The organism is Allopusillimonas ginsengisoli (assembly GCF_004153455.1).
Taxonomy (GTDB): domain Bacteria; phylum Pseudomonadota; class Gammaproteobacteria; order Burkholderiales; family Burkholderiaceae_B; genus Allopusillimonas; species Allopusillimonas ginsengisoli.
Window position 1 is genome coordinate 143,001 of record NZ_SDQE01000004.1, and the last position, 18,331, is coordinate 161,331.

Below are 18,331 nucleotides of genomic sequence, written 5' to 3' on the forward strand. Positions count from 1 at the left end.
TCCTGCGGATCAAGGCTAGGATTATACGTGACACGCCTGCCAGTGGCGGCCCGCGGGCAGATGATAAGCAACCGCAAATTGGCGATAATAGAGGTTTTTGCCGCTGCACGTACCGGAGACTCTGTTGACTTCCCCCGATCTTGGCACGCTTATCGACCGCGCTGAACGCGTCCTCGCGCAACTCGAAGCCTGGCTGCCGCCTGCTCCTCCCGAAATAGACTGGTCCGCGCACGCGTTTCGCTGGCGCAAGCGAGGGGCGCGAGGCTGGCTCGACGCGGTGCGCAATGTGTCCGTGATCAACCAGGAAGACCTGCAGCATATCGACCGCCAAAAAGGCGTCATCGACCGCAATACCCGGCACTTTCTGCAAGGCAAGCCCGCCAACAATGTACTCATGACCGGCGCGCGCGGCACCGGCAAAAGCTCTCTGGTCAAGGCCATGCTGGCCGCCTATGGCGAGCAAGGCTTGCGGCTGATCGAAGTCGACAAATCCGATATGGGCGACCTTGGCGACATTGTCGACCTGGTCGCCGGGCGCCCCGAGCGCTACATCATTTTCTGCGACGACCTGTCCTTCGAAGAAGGCGAACCCGGCTACAAGGCACTCAAATCCGTGCTCGACGGCTCCGTAACCGCTTCGGGCGACAACGTGCTCATCTACGCTACCTCCAACCGCCGTCATCTCATGCCCGAGTACATGAGCGAGAACCTCAGCGCCCAGCACCAGAGTGATGGCGAGATCCATCCTGGCGAAACCGTCGAAGAAAAAATCTCGCTGTCGGAGCGCTTTGGCATCTGGCTGTCCTTCTACCCTTTCAAGCAGGACGACTATCTCGACATTGTCAATTACTGGCTCGGGGAGCTTGGCTGCAAACCGGCGGATATCGAGGCCTCCCGCACAGAAGCCCTGCAATGGGCGCTCGAGCGGGGATCCCGCTCCGGCCGCGTTGCACGCCAGTTCGCTCGCGACTGGGCCGCGCGTCACGTTTAACCATCCCTTCATGTCATTTCAGCGCATGTTCAAGCCCACCCTCCCCGCTTTCCGACCCACCGCACGACGTACCGCCACTTCGCGTCGTGCCGACGCAATTGCCCGGCGTCGGCGTGCCTGGTGGCCCGATGCCGCGCAAGCGAACCCATCTACGCAGAAAGCCGAACCTGGTGCCAAATCATGAGCAAACCTTTCGTGGATGTTGCGGCAGGCCTCATCCTGCGACCCGACGGCACGATGTTGCTGGCGCAGCGCCCTGGCGATAAGCCGTGGTCGGGATGGTGGGAATTGCCAGGCGGCAAGATCGAGCCAGGCGAAACCACCTTGCAGGCACTCGCGCGCGAGCTGAAAGAAGAACTGAACATCACCGTCACCCACGCCACACCCTGGATCACCTATATCCATGAATACCCCAAGAATATTGTCCGGCTGGCGTTTTGCCGGGTAACGGCCTGGCAAGGCGAACCCACAGGTGTCGAAGGCCAGGCGCTGGCCTGGGTCGACCCCCGGGCACAAAGCCTGCCGGTCGAGCCGCTGCTGCCCGCCACCCTGCCCCCCATGCGTTGGATACGGCTGCCCGACCGCTATCTCATCACGGGCATCGGCAGCCTGGCCGCACTGCCCGCCAGCCTTGTTCGTATCGAAAAGGCGCTGCTGGGCGGCATAAAGCTCGTGCAATTCCGCGAGCCCAGTACCGATATGAACGAGCCGCAGTTGCACGATGCCTTTCAGCAAGTGCTTCAGCTTTGCCATGCGCACGGTGCACGCTGCCTGCTCAACAGCATTCATCCCGAGTCATGGTGGAAAGAGGCTGACGGCGTGCACTTTCGCGCGACCGACGCTGTGGCCAGGGCGCGAGCCTTGTCCGCACGCCTTTCAGGCGGCGACATCCAATCAATAGAACAACACCGTACGGCACACGCCAGCACGCCACCCTCCATCCAGGGCGCTGGCAACGCGGCTACCGCCACAGCGCCGCAAGGCGCCGATTGCCGCGACGGCCGCCTGATCGGCGTGTCGGCTCATGACGTTCAAGACCTGAACGCGGCGCGCGCGCTCGACGCCGATTTCGTCGTGCTGGGCCACGTGCTCGACACCCCGAGCCACCCGGGCTTGCCCGGCATGGGCTGGCCGGGCTTTGCCGCGCTCGCCGAACAAGCCGGCCTGCCCGTCTTCGCTATTGGCGGCATGTCCCAAGACATCATGGAAACCGCGCGGCAACATGGCGCGCATGGCATTGCAGGGATACGGGGCCTGGCGCAGAATAAGGCAGGATAAGACAGCCTGCCTGCCATCGGCCTATTCTGCTGGCACGTTCACCCGATAGCCACCTTGCCATCCACCGCCCAGCGCAGCGATGAGCTGAACACTGGTGGTCAGCCGCTGAGCTTGCAGTTGCAACGCCGCTCGCTCGGCATTCAGCGCCGTGGCCTCTACCTGCACAACACTCAGATAATCAATCATGCCGGCATCATATTGATTCTGGATCAACCGCAGCGACTCCCGCGCCGCTTCCAGCGCACGACGCTGAGCAAGCTGCTCCCGGCCGAGGGCGTGCAGACCCACCAGATAGTCCTCCACTTCGCGCAAGGCGACCAGTACAGACTGACGATAGGAAACGGCCTGCGCATCGTAAGCGGCCCGGGCCTGCTCCACCTGGGCACGTCGTGCCCCGCCATCGAAAATGGTCAAGGCGAGCGCGGGACCCAGCGACCAGAAACGGGCGGGCGCACTCAGCCATTCAGCCCATTCTCCGCTTCGAAAACCACCCTGCGCGCTCAGCGTCAGATCCGGGAACCAGGCGGCCTGCGCCACACCTATGCGCGCATTGGCCTCAGCAGCACGCCTTTCCGCCGCAGCGACATCGGGGCGCCGTTGCAACAGTTGAGCCGGCAAGCCCACAGGGATGTCAGGCACCCCTGCCAGTGCCGTGGTCTCGGGCAAGCTGAAGGAGGAAGGCGGCACACCAACCAGCACGGCAATGGCATGCTCCAGTTGAGCCCGCTGGGATTCAAGCGCAAGTAACTGCACGCGCGCGTTCTCCAACTGTGCGCGCGCCGTCTCCACATCCGCCTGCCCGGCCACGCCCGCCTGATAGCGGTTCTGTGTCGTCTGCAATGATCGCTCGTACGCCGCAACCGTCTGCTCGAACAGGCGACGTTCGGCGTCCGCAACGCGCAGGCTGAAATAGCTCTGCGCCAGCGTGGATTGCATGCTCAAACGTACTGTGGCGATGTCCGCGGCGCTGGCCTGCAGACTGGACTGGCTGGCCTCGACGGAGCGCCGCACCCTGCCCCACAGGTCAGGCTCCCAGCTCACGGTTCCTGCCAGGCTGTACTGGTTACCAATGGCCGCGCCGCGCCCGCCGCCGTCGGTGTTGTAATTCGAATAGCCGCCGTCACCGCTGCCCGAACGCGTGGCAGAGGCCGAGGTGCCCACAGTGGGAAACAGCGCGGAGCGCGATGACCGCAGCGCTGCCTGGGCCTGGCGGTACTGCGCCTCGGCTTGGGCCACATCAAGATTACCTGCGTTCAGGCGCGCCATTAATCCGGACAGCGTCGCGTCGTCATACATGGCCCACCAGTCACCACGCAGGGCAGCGTCATCGGGCCTGGCCTGTACCCAGCCTTTGTTGCCGGCGCTGATCGCTTCGTCGCTCAGCGCTTTGAATGAGGCGCCCACATCCATGTCGGGACGCTGATAGTCAGGCCCCACCGCACAGGCGGCCAACAGTGACACCAGCGCGCCCGCCACCAGCATCTTCGCGGTAAACGAAAGGTATGCGCAAGACCGCGCAAAACGATTCTGCGGTTGTATTGCCTGTGTCATAGGTTCTATCCAGATAGCACTGTCTGTGTTATTGACTCGTCGCATTGGCCAGCCCTCCCTTGCGTCGGTAGCCCGCCGCCCAAAGGCGGAAGCGGTCCAGGTACAAATAGACCACCGGCGTGGTGTACAGCGTCAGCACCTGGCTGATTAACAGCCCGCCAACAATCGTCAGCCCGAGCGGCCTTCGCATTTCGACGCCGGCGCCGGAGGCCAACACCAGCGGCAACGCGCCCAGCATGGCGGACAGCGTGGTCATCATGATCGGCCTGAACCGTACCAGACAGGCCTGATAAATGGCCTCGCGCGATGACAGCCCTTGCTGGCGCTCGGCCAGCAAGGCAAAGTCCACCATCATGATGGCGTTCTTCTTGACAATGCCGATCAACAGGAACACACCGATCAGCGCAATCAGCGAAAATTCTTCTTTGAGCATCAGCAGGGCCAGCAGCGCGCCGACCCCTGCAGAAGGCAGCGTCGACAAAATCGTAATAGGGTGCACATAGCTTTCGTATAGCATGCCCAGCACGATATACATTGTGACCAGTGCGGCGAGAATCAATAAAGGCTGCTGCGACAAAGACTTTTGCAACTCGCGCGCATCGCCCTGAAAGCCCGCCTGTATCTGATCTGTCGGCATCCCCGTGCGGGCCACGGCCCGATCAATCGCCAGCGTCGCCTGTTCCAGCGACACGCCGGGCGCAAGATTGAAAGAAATGGACTCCGACGCCAACAGGCCTTCGTGGCGTACGCTCAATGGCGCGCTCCCCATTTCGAACCGGGTAAAGGCAGACAAGGGAACGCGGTTGCCGTCCGCGGTGACAACCTCCACCCGCTTGAGCGACTCGGCATCCTGCGCATACTGATCGTCGACACCCATCACGACGTGATACTGGTTGAGCGGCCCATAGATCACCGACACCTGGCGCAGACTGAAAGAATTGTTCAGTGTGGAGGCGATCAAGGCCATATCCACTCCCAGGCGCGTGGCCGCATCACGGTCGATAACCAGTTGCACGCGCCGCCCCTTGTCTTCGATATCCGTCTCGACATCGACAAGCTCGGGCAGACCCAGCATGGCCTGCTGCACTCGCGGAAGCCATGTCTTGATGACGTCCAGATCACTGCCTTTCAGACCATAATCGTAAGAGCCGCCACCTCTGCCTCCGCCCACAAAGATGTCCTGTTGCGGCACCAGCGTCAGCCGAGCGCCAGGCACACCCACGAACTGGCCGCGCAACCGGTTCACAACATCCATCGCGCTGGCCTGCCGCTCCGCCAACGGCTTGAGCTGTATCATCAAAAAGGTGGAGTTGCTGCCCCCGCGCCCACCTGCAAACCCCGCCACGGTTTCGATGGCGGGGTCCTGCAGCAGGATGTCCCGGAAATGATCGAGCTTGGGCTTCATGGCATGAAATGACGTGCCCTGGTCCACGCGGAAAAAGCCCAGCAACTGGCCCGTATCCTGCTGCGGCAGCAGCCCCTTGGGCACCACGGCATACAGATAGAGATTCAAGCCTATCGTCGCGGCCAGCAACAGCATCATGAAGCGTCCGTGCGCCAGGGCCCAGCCCAATGAGCGGCGATAGCCGCGCCAAAATAAATCTCCTATGGACTGGAACAGCTGGCCTGTCGCCTGGGCGGCCGAGCGCAGGACGCGCCATAGCCCGCCCGCGGCATGCCTCATTCCGGTAGACGCCTTGGGCTGCCGCACCGGCTGCGCCTTGAGCAAGCGCGCGCACATCATGGGCGTGACTGTCACCGAGACCAACAAGGACACCAGGACGGATACCGACAAGGTGACGGCAAACTCCTTGAACAGGCGGCCCGCCATGCCGCCCATCAGCAACATCGGAATAAACACGGCGACCAATGACAGACTCATGGCCAGCACCGTGAATCCCACCTCACGCGCGCCACGTATCGCCGCGCGCAAAGGCGTTGCGCCACGCTCGATATGACGCATGATGTTCTCGAGCACGACAATGGCATCATCGACCACGAATCCCGTCGCAACAATCAAGGCCATCAACGATACGGTGTTCAGGGTGTACCCGAACCACAACATGAAACTGAAGGTCGTGATCAACGACGCGGGCACCGCGATAGCCGGTATCAGGGCTGCCCGCAGGTTACGCAAGAACAACAACACTACCAGCACCACCAGCACCACCGCAATCAGCAAGGTGATTTCCGCTTCGTGCAAGGAGGCGCGTATGCTGGGCGTTCTGTCCTGGGCGACCGTCAGGGTGACATGCGCGGGCAACATGGCTTCGAAAGCAGGCAGCTGCGCGCGTATGGCATCCACGGTTTCAATGATGTTTGCGTCGGACTGACGCCGCACCAGCAGCAGCACGGCCTGGCGGTCATTGAAGAACCCGACATTGAATACATTTTCGACCGAGTCTTCGACGCGCGCGACATCCTGCAAGCGAATCGGCGACCCGTTCCGCCAGGCGACAATCAGCGGCTTGTACTGCTGCGCCCGCGTCATCTGCCCGCCCGAGCTTACCTGCCAGTTATACAGATCGTTCTCAACCACGCCATTGGGCCGCATGGTGTTGGCGCTGGCCAGTGCAGCGCGTACCTCGTCCAGCGCAACGCCCGCCGCCGTGAGCGCATGGGGATTCAGGCTCACGCGAATGGCAGGCAGCGAACTGCCGCCGACTTCCACTTCGCCGACGCCCACGACCTGCGACAGCTTCTGGGCCAGCACTGTCGCCGCCAGATCGTACAGCTGGCCCTGGGTGGCTGTGGCCGAGGTCAAGGCCAGCACCATAATGGGCGCCGAAGACGGATTGACCTTGTGATAGGTAGGATTGTTGCGCAGGCTGGATGGCAACATGGTGCGCGCTGCATTGATGGCGGCCTGTACATCGCGCGCGGCGCTATTGATATCGCGATCCAGATCAAACATCAGCGATATGCGCGTCGAGCCTTCGGAGCTGCGCGAACTCATCTCGCTCACGCCCGAGATCGCACCCAGTGATTGTTCGAGCGGCGTCGCCACGCTGGAGGCCATGGTCTCCGGGCTGGCCCCCGACATGCTGGCCGAGACGGAGATCATGGGGAAATCAATTTGCGGCAAAGGCGATACCGGCAGAAATAGCAGCGCCAGCCCGCCTGTCATCACCATGGCCAGGCAAAGCAGCGTCGTCGCAACGGGCCGCATGATGAACAGGCTGAAGAACCGCATTACACGGCTCCATCATCGGCCATGCGCTGCGTCGCGGGCCGGCGCGAGCGGCGGGCCAGCCGCTCGAACATCAGATAGATCACGGGTGTGGTGAACAGCGTCAGCACCTGGCTGCAAAGCAAGCCGCCAACCATGACCAACCCCAGCGGCTGGCGCATTTCGGCGCCGGATCCGGTTGCAAACATCAACGGCAGGGCGCTGAACAGCGCCGCAAGCGTGGTCATTAAAATGGGGCGAAAGCGCAGCAGCGCCGCTTCGTGGATGGCCTCGCGCGGCGCCAGTCCGCGCGACCGCTCGGCATCCAGCGCGAAGTCTATCATCATGATGGCGTTCTTCTTGACAATGCCGATCAGCAAAATAATGCCGATCACGCCTATCATGTCCAGCTCAGCGCCCGTCATCAACAACGCCAGCAGCGCGCCAATCGCGGCCGAAGGCAAGGTCGACAGTATGGTGATCGGATGGATATAGCTTTCGTACAGCACGCCCAGCACGATATACATGGTCGCAACAGCCGCCAGCATTAACCATAGCGTGCTGGATAACGACAGCTGGAAGGCGCGCGCAGCCCCCTGAAAACGCAGATCCAGCGACGCCGGCATCGACAGTTCCGCCTGGGCGTGACGTATCGCCACTACCGCATCCGACAGTGCCACACCCGGCGCCAGGTTGAAGGCAATCGTTGTTGCCGGAAACTGACCCAGCCGTTCGACGGCCAGTAATGTGCTGCGTTCCTCGATGCGCGCCAGGCTGCTGATCGGCACCGGGGTGCCCGATGACGTCGGCACATAGATATGATCCAGCGCCTGTGGATCCTGACGGAACTGCGGCGCCACCTCGAGTACGACACGATACTGGGCCGACTGTGTGAAGATCGTCGAAATCAACCGCTGCCCGAATGCATCGTAGAGCGCGTCATCTATCACGGCATTGGTGACGCCCAGGCGCGCCGCTGCGTCCCGATCGATGACCAGCGACGTTTGCAAACCTCGGTCCTGCAGGTTGCCTGTCACCTCACTGAGCTCCGGAATCCCCCGCAAGGCCTGGATAAGCTGGGGGGTCCATTCGGACAGCACCGCCGTATCGGGATCCGATAACGTCATTTGATACTGCGCGCGCGCCACACGGTCATCAACCGTCAAGTCCTGCACTGGCTGCATGAAAACCTGGATATCGGACAGCGGGGCAAGCCGCTCGTTAAGACGCTCAATGACCTCAACCGCGGTGGCGCTGCGCTCGCTGAGCGGCTTGAGGGCAATCTGCATGGTGCCCGTGTTGAGGGTGGCATTGTTGCCATCGATACCGATGAACGACGACACCGCCTGAACGTCCGGGTCTTGCAGAATGCGATCCACTGCCGCGGACTGACGCTTGGCCATGCCACTGAACGATACCGTTTGCGGCCCCTGGCTGATGGCCTGGATCAGGCCCGTATCCTGCTGCGGAAAAAATCCCTTGGGCACCATCATGTAGAGCAGCACCGTCAATACCAGCGTACCCAATGCAACGAGCAGGGTCAGCCTCTGATGGCCTAGCACCCAGCCCAGCCCCCGGTCATACATCCTGATCAGCCGCTCCATCCCTGCCGCCGCCGCTCGCTGAAAGCGGCCGGATTTGGTTTCGGATTCCGGCCGCAGCAGGCGCGCGCACATCATCGGTGTGAGTGTGAGCGAAATGACCAGCGACAGCAGAATGGCCACCGCCAGCGTAATGGCAAATTCGCGAAACAGGCGGCCAATGACATCGCTCATGAACAGCAGGGGAATCAGCACGGCAATCAGCGACAGCGTCAGCGACACCAGCGTAAACCCGATCTGCTGCGCCCCCTTGAGCGCCGCCTTGAGCGGTGTTTCGCCCTTTTCGATATAGCGCGCCACATTCTCGATCATGACAATGGCGTCGTCGACCACAAAACCCGTGGCAATCGTCAATGCCATCAGCGTCAGATTGTTGATGCTGAACCCCGCCAGGTACATGATGCCAAACGTGCCGACCAGAGACAGCGGCACAACAATGCTGGGAATGAAGGTGGCAGTCCAGTTACGCAGAAAGACAAACGTCACCAGCACCACCAGACCGATCGCCAGCAGCATCTCGCGCTTGACGTGTTCAACGGAGTCGCGAATGGTCTGCGTGCGATCCGTGGCCACCGTCACATCCACACCAGTGGGCAAGGCTTCGCGCAAGGACGGCAATAGTGCTTTGACCCGGTCCACCACTTCTATCACATTGGCGCCCGGCTGCCGCTGAATGTTGAGCAGGATCGCAGGCGTGTCGCCCATCCACGCCGCCTGCCGAATGTTTTCCGCATCCTGGCGCGCCTCGGCCACATCCTTGAGCCGCAGGGCTGCGCCATTTTCGTAGGCCACGATCAGGTTTTCGTAGTCTTCGCGCGAGCGCAACTGATCATTGGCGTTAATGGTTGTGGAGCGCTGCGGCCCATCCAGATTGCCTTTGGGCTGATTGACGTTGGCGCCCGTAATGGCGTTGCGCAGACTGGCCAGGGTCAGGCCATGCGCCGCCAACGCCTGGGGATTGGCCTGTATCCGTACCGCTGGCCGCTGGCCGCCCGCCACGCTGACCAGCCCCACGCCGGTAATCTGGGACAGCTTCTGGGCAACGCGGATATCGATGAGATCGCGTACCTCGTACAAAGGCAGGGTAGGCGATGTCACCGCAAGGCTGATCACCGCAGTGTCGGCGGGATTGACCTTGTTATAGATAGGCGGCGCCGGCAAGTCATTAGGCAACAAGTTGGAGGCGGCATTGATGGCGGCCTGGACTTCCTGCTCGGCCACATCCAGGGGCAGCTCCAGATCGAACTGCAAGGTGATCAGCGACGCGCCGCCCGAACTGGTCGAGGTCATTTGCGTCAAGCCCGGCATCTGGCCGAACTGCCGTTCCAGCGGCGACGTTACAAGCGCCGTCATGACATCGGGGCTGGCGCCAGGATACAGAGTAGATACCTGTATCGTGGGATAGTCCACCTGCGGAAGGGCGGCCACCGGCAACATCCGGTAGGCGATCAGCCCCGAGATCAGCAAGGCAATCATCGCCAGTGTTGTCGCCACCGGCCGCAGGATGAAAATTCGCGACAGATTCACGGCCTGCCCTACTGCGCCTTGCGGGCGCCAGCCTGCGCCTGGCCAGGCCCATCCGCGCGCTCGCCCTTGCCACCCATGCCTGTCGCTGGCCTGGAAGGCGCTGCAACAGCGGCCGCGTCATCGCTGACAATGTCCACCTTCGCGCCTTCGCGCAACCTGTCAACGCCCTCTGTGACCACGCGCTGGCCAGCCTGCAGGCCTGCCACAATACCCGTGAGTTCGCCGTCCACCCGGCCGGTCTGGATAGCTTGTATATGCACCGTGTTGTCGTCATCGATCGCATAGACAAACGCGCCGATGGTGCCCTGCTGGATCGCCACAGACGGAATCACCAGGGAATCGGCGGTGTCGACATGCAAGTGCACGTTGACGAACTGGTTGGGAAAGAGAGACTCATCCTCGTTCGCGAAGCGCGCCTTGAGCCTTACCGTGCCTGTCGCCACATCGATCTGATTGTCAATGGACACCAGCTCGCCGCTGGCCAGACGCCTGACATCCGCACTGTCGTAGAGTGCCACGGACAGCGTCTTGCCGGCGCGCACCTGTGCCGCGACTTCGGGCAGTTGCGCTTGCGGCAAGGTGAACACCACGCTAATGGGCTGAGTCTGGGTAATCACCACCAAGCCATCCGTACTGGATGCATTAATGATGTTGCCGGCGTCTACGTTGCGCAGGCCAAGGCGTCCGGAAATCGGCGCAATCACGCGCGTATAGCCCAATTGCAGCCTGGCGTTGTCCACGGCCGCCTGGTCGCTGGCAACCGCACCAAGCAATTGCTGCACCAGGGCGGCCTGGGTATCAACCTGCTGGCGCGCAATGGAGTTCTGCTTGAACAGCTGCTGATAACGCTGCAAGTCGCGCTGCGCATTGCGCAACTGAGCCTCGTTCTGCTTTTGCTGTCCCAGCGCCTGATCCAGCGCAACCTGGTAGCTGCGTGGATCTATCTGCGCCAGAAGGTCCCCCTGCTGGACCTTCTGGCCCTCTGTGAATGCAATGTCGATCAGTTCGCCATCGACCTGGCTACGGACAGTGACCGTGTTGTAGGCCGTAACCGTGCCCACGGCCTTGAGTACGTAATTGATTCTGCCATCCTGCACCGGCGCCACCTTGACGGGCACGGGCATGCCTGCCATCGCGCCACGGCGGGAAAAAGGGCTGCTCACAGTTTGCGCCGGTTGCCGCGTCGCGAGCCAATAGCCGCCGACGATCAACAACAATGCAGCCGCCCACCACAACCAGTGCAGGCGGCGTTTTTCTTGAGGCGCGGACCGAAGTTCCGGCATTCAGGGCTCCGATGAGAGGGAAACAGGCGTCATTTTCGCCTATTGCCGACCTAACGGACACAGACTTCGGCCATCTGAAATGTAGCGCAACAACTATTCACGTTTCAGACCGTACAGCGAGCCAGCTTGAAAGCTACGTCAGTGGTGACCGGCTGAGGCTTGAGTTCGGCGTCCTGGGACGCGAAACGCACCCAGATCACATACTTGTTGGCGCTCATTTCGGGAAACGTGGTAACGGTGGAATCAATCCAGACCCGCAGCAACTGGAATATTTTGCCGCCCAGCATCTCCTGGTAGGCGCCCTGACGCGCAACCAGATCGACGGCGTCACCCGAATTGCGCAGCACGCGCAAAATCAGGGCCAGGCCTTTATATAACGGTAGGAAGGGAGAGATCCATCGATGCAGATCTTGCATGCGCTCATCCAGGGGCCGGATCTGCCAGGAAAAATAAGAAGGCATGTCCACCTGGGAAGAGCCGCCCGGCACGGCCAGGCGGCCACGCAGGCTGGCCAGCCATTCATTATCGCGCAGTTCCTGGCCCACCCTGCCCTGAGCTCCAAGCTCGGCGGCGGTACCCTGGATTTCGGCCAGCATGGTATCGAGCGTCTGCGCATCGACCCCGGGATGTTCCCGCAGGGCGGCAAGCGAGGCACGCTGGCGCTCGAGATCCTGCAGCACAGCGCCGCGCAAGTCGGTGCGGTCACAGATATCGAGCAAATCGAACAAGGTGGCGACGGCCACCTGATGATGATGTACGTCTGCGCCCTTGGCAAAGAAAAACAGGCGGTCGAACAGGTGCTCAACCCTCAGTAGCGAGCGAACGCGTTCGTTGCAGGGATATTCGTAAAGAATCACGCGAGCAAAAACCTTTATAAAGACTAGGAACCACTGCCTGCCTGTCGCGCCTGAGCGCACCAGAAGTCGTGCAGTTCCCGGACGCGCCGGGTGAGCTCGTCGATATCGGTGCGCCCATCGTTTAAAACAACGTCGTCTGCCGCAGCAAGCCGCGCCTCCCGAGTGGCTTGTGCACTCATGATACGCCCAATGGCTTCCGACGTCAGCCCGCTGCGGGCTTGCACACGGCGAACCTGTGTGTCGGGATCGCAGTCGACGACACAAATACGATCGACCCGCTCACGCCACCGACCTGATTCGACCAACAGCGGAACAACGAATACAAGATAACATCCGTCTGCCTCCTGAGCCCGCTTTTGTGTAAGCAAACCTATCATCGGATGAAGAATGGCTTCGAGCTGCTGGCGCGCGCCGGGGCTTTCAAAGGCAAGCTCGCGCATGGCCTGCCGGTCCAGCGCACCGGTAGGCGCGATAACGCCGGGACCGAACTGATGCCTGATCGGTTCGATCGCCTCCCCGCCCGGCGCGGTGAGTTCGTGCGCGATGACGTCGGTGTCGATAATAGCCGCCCCCCAGTGGGCAAGCATATCCGCGACTTTGCTTTTTCCTGAGCCAATTCCGCCGGTCAGGCCTATCTTGTACATATCGTGTCGCATCATCTGGTTCCGAGAAAGCCCGAGCCTGTTGTCCGAAATACAGAATGTACAACAAGCCGCCACCTGTCCAGCCCCTTCAAGACAACGGCATGAGGCTGTAGAATGCCAGAAAACACCACGCCGCAACAGGAACACTTCATGCCTAGCCCCGCTCTGCCTTTCCGCTTTTCCTGCAAGTCGCTGGGCATCGCCCTGCTGGCGCTTGCGCTGACCGCCTGCGCACAAACCCGCTCACCCGACTATTACGCCAGCTCGCGCGACAATACCGAATCCGATGCGCGTATGCACGCGCAGGGCCGCAGCACATCGCGGGCGCCCTCGCAGATCCAGCTCGGGTTCGGCGATCACGAGGGCCCGCGGCCAATGGCGGGCGAAGCACCGGCGGCGCAGGCCCAGGCCGCCCAGCGCGTACGCCCGCTCACAGAAGCCAAAACCTTTTTGGGCACAGTGCCCTGTCTTACCAATGAAGGGGGCGACTGCCCTGCCATGCGCATCACCCTGACGCTGGCCCCAACCGGAGAATGGCGGGCGCGCACGCATTATCTGAACTCAGCCGCCACCCTCCCGGACACCGTTCAACAGGGATGCTGGGAGGTCATCGGCTCGCAACCCACGCGCATTCTGCTGAGTGTGGGCAAGGAGGGCAATCAGGCCGACCTTTCCTTCCAGAACGACAACGTGCTGGTCATCAATATGCTCAACAACATACAGCCCAAGCTCGAATACCGGCTCACGCGCCAGGCCAATATCGATCCTATCGACGAGCTTGCCGGCAACGCGCCACTGGCCTGCAGCTAAGCTGCGCGCGTCCAAAAACAGCATTGCCGAACTTGCGCTATGCAAGCCCGGCAATGTGTGTGAAGTAAAACGGCGCTGTCCGCCTAATGCGAGGATTCCGTCGGCCACGTCAGCACGCGATGCGTCAGTTGAACAGCATTGCGAACCTGCATTTTCCGAAAGATGCGCGCCCGATGCGCCTCCACCGTCCGCTGCGACACGCCCAAGGTCGCGGCGATCCGCTTGTTGGGCTCGCCTTGCATCACATAGGCCATGACATCGCGTTCGCGTGGCGTGAGCACCGAAAACGGCGAAGATGCCTGCTTGTTACGGATTTCATTCATTCCATGCCCCTTCTCGTGAAGATTGCAAGGCTCCGTCGCGTCAACGTTGCGGGAGCCTGCTGGGCATATTGGCACAGCAGCGCCCCGTAGTCTGCTGTCAGTGTTTACATATCTCGAGGTTATCTATCAGGCGCGTCGCACCCAGTTTGGCGGCGGCCAGTACAACCAGTGGCTCGCCAGCCTGGATTTCGTCGTCCACCGGGATGCCGAGATCCCGCTGGCGGCGCAGGGCAATGTAATCAACCTCCCACCCCCGTGACGCCAAATGCGACCTGGCCTGCGCCTCAAGCGCGGCAAGATCCGTACTGCCCGCCGCCAACTCGGCCTGCACCTGCTGCAGCGTGGCATAAAGCTGGGGCGCTTCGGCGCGCTCTGCCGGCTGCAGATACATATTGCGGGAGGACAGAGCCAGGCCATCCTGGTCGCGCACCGTTTCATGCGCAAGAATGTTGACGGGCAACTGGAACTGCCTGCACATGTTCCGCACCACCATCAACTGCTGATAATCTTTTTTGCCAAACACGGCGACGCTGGGCTGCACACAGGAAAACAGCTTCAGTACAACCGTGCTCACGCCCGTAAAAAACCCCGGCCGGAACTCGCCCTCCAGGATCCCCCCCAGATCGGTCGGCGGCTGAATCTGAAAGCTTTGCGGCTCGGGATACATTTCGCGCTCATTGGGCGCAAACAGCACATAGACGTCGCGCTCGCGCTCGAGCTTCTCGATATCCTGCTCCAGCGTGCGCGGATAACGGTCAAAATCCTCGTTGGGGCCAAACTGCAGGCGATTGACAAAAATACTGGCGACGACCGGGTCGCCGTGTTGCCGCGCCAGCTTCATCAGCGACAGATGTGCCTGATGAAGATTGCCCATGGTCGGCACGAAGGCTACGCGTAGCTGTCCGCGCAGTTGGTCGCGCAATTCTTCTATGGTGTGTACGACTTTCAAGAGAGTCTCCGATGCGGATGTAGCGCTGCACGCCGCTCAGGCAGCGGCACGGATATAGGACAGGCGCACATAAATGGGCGCGTAGGGCTCGGCCTGCGTGATTTCGAGCAGCGACTCGCGCGCCAGCTCGAGCATGGCCAGAAAATGCACCACGACAATGGCAGGACCATCGCCTTCGTGTATGCGCTCCATGAAAAGATCACTGAACTCCATGAAGCGGACATCGCCCAGGCGGCGCAGTATCTGGCTCATGTGATCGCGCACAGACAATTGCTCGCGGGTGATGCGATGGCTGGCGTTGAGCTTGGCACGACGCATGATGTCCTGCCACGCGGCACGCAAATCATCGGGCGACACTTCCGGCAACACCTGCTCGACGGACAGGTCGGCAAAGGCATGCGTGCGATGAAAGTCGCGGCCCAGCTGCGGCAGGGCGTCCAGCTTTTGCGCGGCCAGCTTCATTTGCTCGTATTCGAGCAGCCTGCGGACGAGTTCCGCACGCGGATCATCGACCTCTTCTCCGCTGTCTGCCTTTTTGACGGGCAAAAGCATGCGGGATTTGATCTCGATCAGCAGGGCCGCCATCAGCAGGTATTCTCCCGCCAGTTCCAGGTTGTGCTTGCGTATCTGCTCAACATACGAGAGATACTGCAGCGTGACCTCGGCCATGGGAATATCCAGCACATTGAAATTCTGCTTGCGGATCAGATAAAGCAGAAGATCCAGCGGCCCCTCGAAGGTTTCAAGAAAAACCTCCAGGGCGTCCGGCGGGATGTAAAGATCCTGCGGCAGGGCAAACAGTGGCTCGCCATACAGGCGCGCAAGCGCTACGCTATCGACCACGTCTGGCGTGCTGTCGACGTCTGGTTCGACCAATGCAGCAAGCTCGCCGGCCGTGTCTCTGGGTGAGGACATGCGGCGTTATTTGGTCTGGTAGACGTAAGGTTTCAGGGCAACACGGCCCGCCTTGAAGCCTTCTTGCAGCTCGGGATCGATGTACTTGTCCCACAGCCGCGCACGGCCTTCACGCTGACGCATTTCGGTATCCGGGTGTTCCGTTTTGTATTTTTTCAGGAACTGGGTAATTTCGGACTCGTAATTCTTTGCCATAATGTTTGCTTGTAAACGTTGTTGAACCAACGGATTCGAGTTTACTTCACTCGGACGCCGCACAGCCGCCTAATGCCTCCAGACAGCACCGACACCCCTGCACCACCTCCCCCCGCCACCCTCTCGGAAAGAGAACTGCGCGCTGTGCGCATGATACCGCTGATTGTTGGCTGCGCGCTCTTTATGCAGATGCTGGACTCCACCGTGGTGGCCACCGCGCTGCCCGTCATGGCGGAATCGCTCGGCACAACGGTGGTGCGCATGAATGTCGCCATCACCAGCTACCTGCTGGCGGTGGCGGTTTTTGTACCCATCAGCGGATGGGCGGCTGATCGATTTGGCGCCAAAAAGGTCTTTATTGCCGCTATTTTACTGTTTACACTCAGCTCCATCACCTGTGCACTGTCTCAGACGGTCGGCCAACTGGTCATTTCGCGCGTGGCGCAAGGCATGGCCGGCGCCATGATGGTGCCGGTAGGCCGCATCATCCTGCTGCGCAAGGTGCCCAAAACAGAACTCATCAAGGCCATGGCCTTTTTATCGTTGCCCGCCCTGCTGGGCCCCATGATAGGTCCGCCGGTCGGTGGTTTTTTGGTTACCTATGCTTCATGGCACTGGATTTTCCTGATCAACGTGCCCGTGGGCATACTGGGCATTGCGCTGGTCATTCACTATATCCGGGATGACTACCCCGTGGAACCCCAGCCCCTGGACTGGCTGGGTTTTCTGCTCAGCAGTATTTGCCTTGCGACGCTGGTTTCCGGTTTTGAGGCGGCCGGACACGGTTCCATGCCCCCGCGGCAACTGGCGCTGCTGATCGCGACGGGCCTCGTTACGGGACTGCTGTATGTATGGCATGCCCGCAGGGTGGCCTACCCTATCATTGATCTGTCGCTCCTGCGCATCCGTACGTTTTCGATCTCCATCGTGGGCGGAAATCTCTGCCGTTTCGCTATTGGGGCTGCGCCCTTTTTGCTGGCGATTCTGCTGCAGGTTGGCTTCGGCCTATCCCCTTTTTCGGCGGGGCTGATCACGTTCACCGGCGCGATCGGCTCAATGGCCATGAAGCTAGTGGCCAACCGGGTGCTGAATCGCTTTGGTTTTAAGCAGGTGCTCATCATCAATGCGCTGTTTACGGGTGTTTTTGTTGCTTTATGCGGATTTTTTCGCGCGGATACACCTATTTGGGTCATGACCGCCATCCTCATTACGGGAGGCTTTTTTCGTTCGTTGCAATTTACCGCGGTGAACACCCTGACTTACGCGGATCTGGGGCCCGAAGCCATGAGCCGTGCCAGCAGCTTTGCCGCCATGGCGCAGCAGCTGGGGATCAGCCTGGGCGTTGCCTGTGCCGCTGTCACGCTGAATGTGAGCATGAAAATCCGGGGTGATACCACGCTCGCCTTGGCGGACATCATTTGGGGCTTTATCGTGATTGGCTTGATTGCGGCCGCATCGGCCCTTTCATTTGCCAGACTGCCCGCCAACGCGGGCGATCAGTTGCGTGTAAAGCGCAACTGATCAGCCTTGCGCCGGCGGCTGGATCAGGCTGGCGGCTGGAATGCCGAGCTCACGGTGCAGCTTCCAGATCATGGGCAGTGTAAGCGTACGCTTGCCGTTCAGGATTTCGTAGACACGGTTGCGGCGCCCAATCATGGGCTCGAGGTCTTTGGCGCTGAGACCGGCCTGCTCCATGCGAAACCGTATGGCTTCGACGGGATCAGGCAGCGCAACAGGATAATGCTGCGATTCGTAGTACTGAATCAGCGTTGCGAGGATATCGAGCTTGTCGCCGTCTGGCGTGCCAGGCTCCGGGTCGTTTTCGACGAGCCTGGAGACGACCTTGAGAGCGGCTTTGTAGTCGGCTTCGGTACGGATAGGTCGGATTTCCACGGTCATTCCATTTCAATGGTGTCGGCATCGATGAGATCGTATTGCGCATGCGTACCGACAAATTTCACGTAAACAATACCCGTGCGATACGCAATCGCGGCAACCAGGCGGCAGTGATTGCCTTTGAGGTTGAATACAACGCGCCGACGCTTGAGGATGCTGGCACTGGCAAACTGCGCCTTGATGTCGGCGGGTGTAAGCCAACTGGCCTGCCTGGCTTCGTCTACCCATGCTTTCAGGGGCTGCTCGCAATTCGGGTATTGCGCCCAGAATTTGCGTAAAGAACTTATTGCTATCACACGCATAAGAGATTAGTCCCACTACGGGATGTTGTCAAGAGGATAA

Annotated in this window: 16 protein-coding genes; 4 read left to right on the forward strand and 12 right to left on the reverse strand. The window is 60.8% G+C overall.

The features are described 5' to 3' along the window. Positions 1–124: 124 nt before the first annotated feature. Together ERE07_RS10745 and ERE07_RS10750 are read left to right on the forward strand one after the other, a co-directional pair. Positions 125–991, forward strand: coding sequence for an ATP-binding protein (locus tag ERE07_RS10745; protein WP_130008818.1), 867 nt, complete (start codon positions 125–127; stop codon positions 989–991). A 180-nt stretch (positions 992–1,171) separates the two neighbouring features. Further along, positions 1,172–2,269, forward strand: coding sequence for a thiamine phosphate synthase (locus ERE07_RS10750; RefSeq protein ID WP_130008819.1), 1,098 nt, complete (start codon positions 1,172–1,174; stop codon positions 2,267–2,269). Between the two features lie 21 nt (positions 2,270–2,290). Here ERE07_RS10750 and ERE07_RS10755 read toward each other — a convergent pair whose 3' ends face one another. The 6 genes from ERE07_RS10755 to coaE form a co-directional block, all read right to left on the reverse strand. Further along, positions 2,291–3,751 (reverse strand): efflux transporter outer membrane subunit, encoded by a 1,461-nt coding sequence (locus tag ERE07_RS10755; protein WP_130008910.1) that lies wholly within the window; start codon positions 3,749–3,751, stop codon positions 2,291–2,293. A gap of 97 nt (positions 3,752–3,848) precedes the next feature. Then, the gene (locus ERE07_RS10760) at positions 3,849–7,013 is read right to left on the reverse strand and encodes an efflux RND transporter permease subunit (RefSeq protein ID WP_130008820.1); all 3,165 of its coding nucleotides are present in this window, start codon (positions 7,011–7,013) and stop codon (positions 3,849–3,851) included. Then, on the reverse strand, positions 7,013–10,117 hold the full coding sequence (locus ERE07_RS10765; protein WP_130008821.1) for a multidrug efflux RND transporter permease subunit: 3,105 nt from the start codon (positions 10,115–10,117) through the stop codon (positions 7,013–7,015). The genes ERE07_RS10760 and ERE07_RS10765 overlap by 1 nt, the downstream gene beginning before the upstream one ends. Before the next feature lie 8 nt (positions 10,118–10,125). Continuing rightward, positions 10,126–11,400 (reverse strand): MdtA/MuxA family multidrug efflux RND transporter periplasmic adaptor subunit, encoded by a 1,275-nt coding sequence (locus ERE07_RS10770; protein ID WP_130008822.1) that lies wholly within the window; start codon positions 11,398–11,400, stop codon positions 10,126–10,128. Between the two features lie 104 nt (positions 11,401–11,504). After that, the gene (gene zapD, locus ERE07_RS10775) at positions 11,505–12,257 is read right to left on the reverse strand and encodes a cell division protein ZapD (protein WP_130008823.1); all 753 of its coding nucleotides are present in this window, start codon (positions 12,255–12,257) and stop codon (positions 11,505–11,507) included. 23 nt (positions 12,258–12,280) lie between these two features. Continuing rightward, positions 12,281–12,901, reverse strand: a complete 621-nt coding sequence (gene coaE / locus ERE07_RS10780; protein ID WP_130008911.1) for a dephospho-CoA kinase — start codon at positions 12,899–12,901, stop codon at positions 12,281–12,283. Positions 12,902–13,051: 150 nt separating this feature from the next. On the opposite strand from coaE, the gene ERE07_RS10785 reads away from it, so the two are divergent. Next, positions 13,052–13,711 carry a copper resistance protein NlpE N-terminal domain-containing protein gene (locus tag ERE07_RS10785; RefSeq protein WP_130008824.1) on the forward strand — a complete coding sequence of 220 codons (660 nt, stop codon included), beginning with the start codon at positions 13,052–13,054 and terminating at the stop codon, positions 13,709–13,711. Between the two features lie 83 nt (positions 13,712–13,794). On the opposite strand, the gene ERE07_RS10790 is transcribed toward ERE07_RS10785, so the two are convergent. The 4 genes from ERE07_RS10790 to ERE07_RS10805 all read right to left on the reverse strand — a co-directional run bounded on the left by ERE07_RS10790 (position 13,795) and on the right by ERE07_RS10805 (position 16,093). Beyond that, positions 13,795–14,034, reverse strand: coding sequence for a response regulator transcription factor (locus ERE07_RS10790; RefSeq protein ID WP_130008825.1), 240 nt, complete (start codon positions 14,032–14,034; stop codon positions 13,795–13,797). Between the two features lie 97 nt (positions 14,035–14,131). Next, entirely contained in the window at positions 14,132–14,983 is an 852-nt protein-coding gene (gene panC, locus ERE07_RS10795; RefSeq protein WP_130008826.1) for a pantoate--beta-alanine ligase, read from the reverse strand. 36 nt (positions 14,984–15,019) lie between these two features. Beyond that, positions 15,020–15,898 carry a segregation and condensation protein A gene (locus tag ERE07_RS10800; protein WP_130008827.1) on the reverse strand — a complete coding sequence of 293 codons (879 nt, stop codon included), beginning with the start codon at positions 15,896–15,898 and terminating at the stop codon, positions 15,020–15,022. Between the two features lie 6 nt (positions 15,899–15,904). Then, positions 15,905–16,093: a DUF3460 family protein gene (locus tag ERE07_RS10805; RefSeq protein WP_130008828.1), complete on the reverse strand. Its 189-nt coding sequence runs from the start codon at positions 16,091–16,093 to the stop codon at positions 15,905–15,907. Between the two features lie 72 nt (positions 16,094–16,165). Between ERE07_RS10805 and ERE07_RS10810 the strand changes: the two genes are divergently transcribed. Beyond that, positions 16,166–17,614 (forward strand): DHA2 family efflux MFS transporter permease subunit, encoded by a 1,449-nt coding sequence (locus tag ERE07_RS10810; protein WP_425330973.1) that lies wholly within the window; start codon positions 16,166–16,168, stop codon positions 17,612–17,614. Here ERE07_RS10810 and ERE07_RS10815 read toward each other — a convergent pair whose 3' ends face one another. Next, positions 17,615–17,992: a helix-turn-helix domain-containing protein gene (locus ERE07_RS10815; protein ID WP_130008829.1), complete on the reverse strand. Its 378-nt coding sequence runs from the start codon at positions 17,990–17,992 to the stop codon at positions 17,615–17,617. It abuts the gene before it with no gap. Beyond that, on the reverse strand, positions 17,989–18,291 hold the full coding sequence (locus ERE07_RS10820; protein ID WP_130008830.1) for a type II toxin-antitoxin system HigB family toxin: 303 nt from the start codon (positions 18,289–18,291) through the stop codon (positions 17,989–17,991). The genes ERE07_RS10815 and ERE07_RS10820 overlap by 4 nt, the downstream gene beginning before the upstream one ends. Positions 18,292–18,331: the final 40 nt, after the last annotated feature.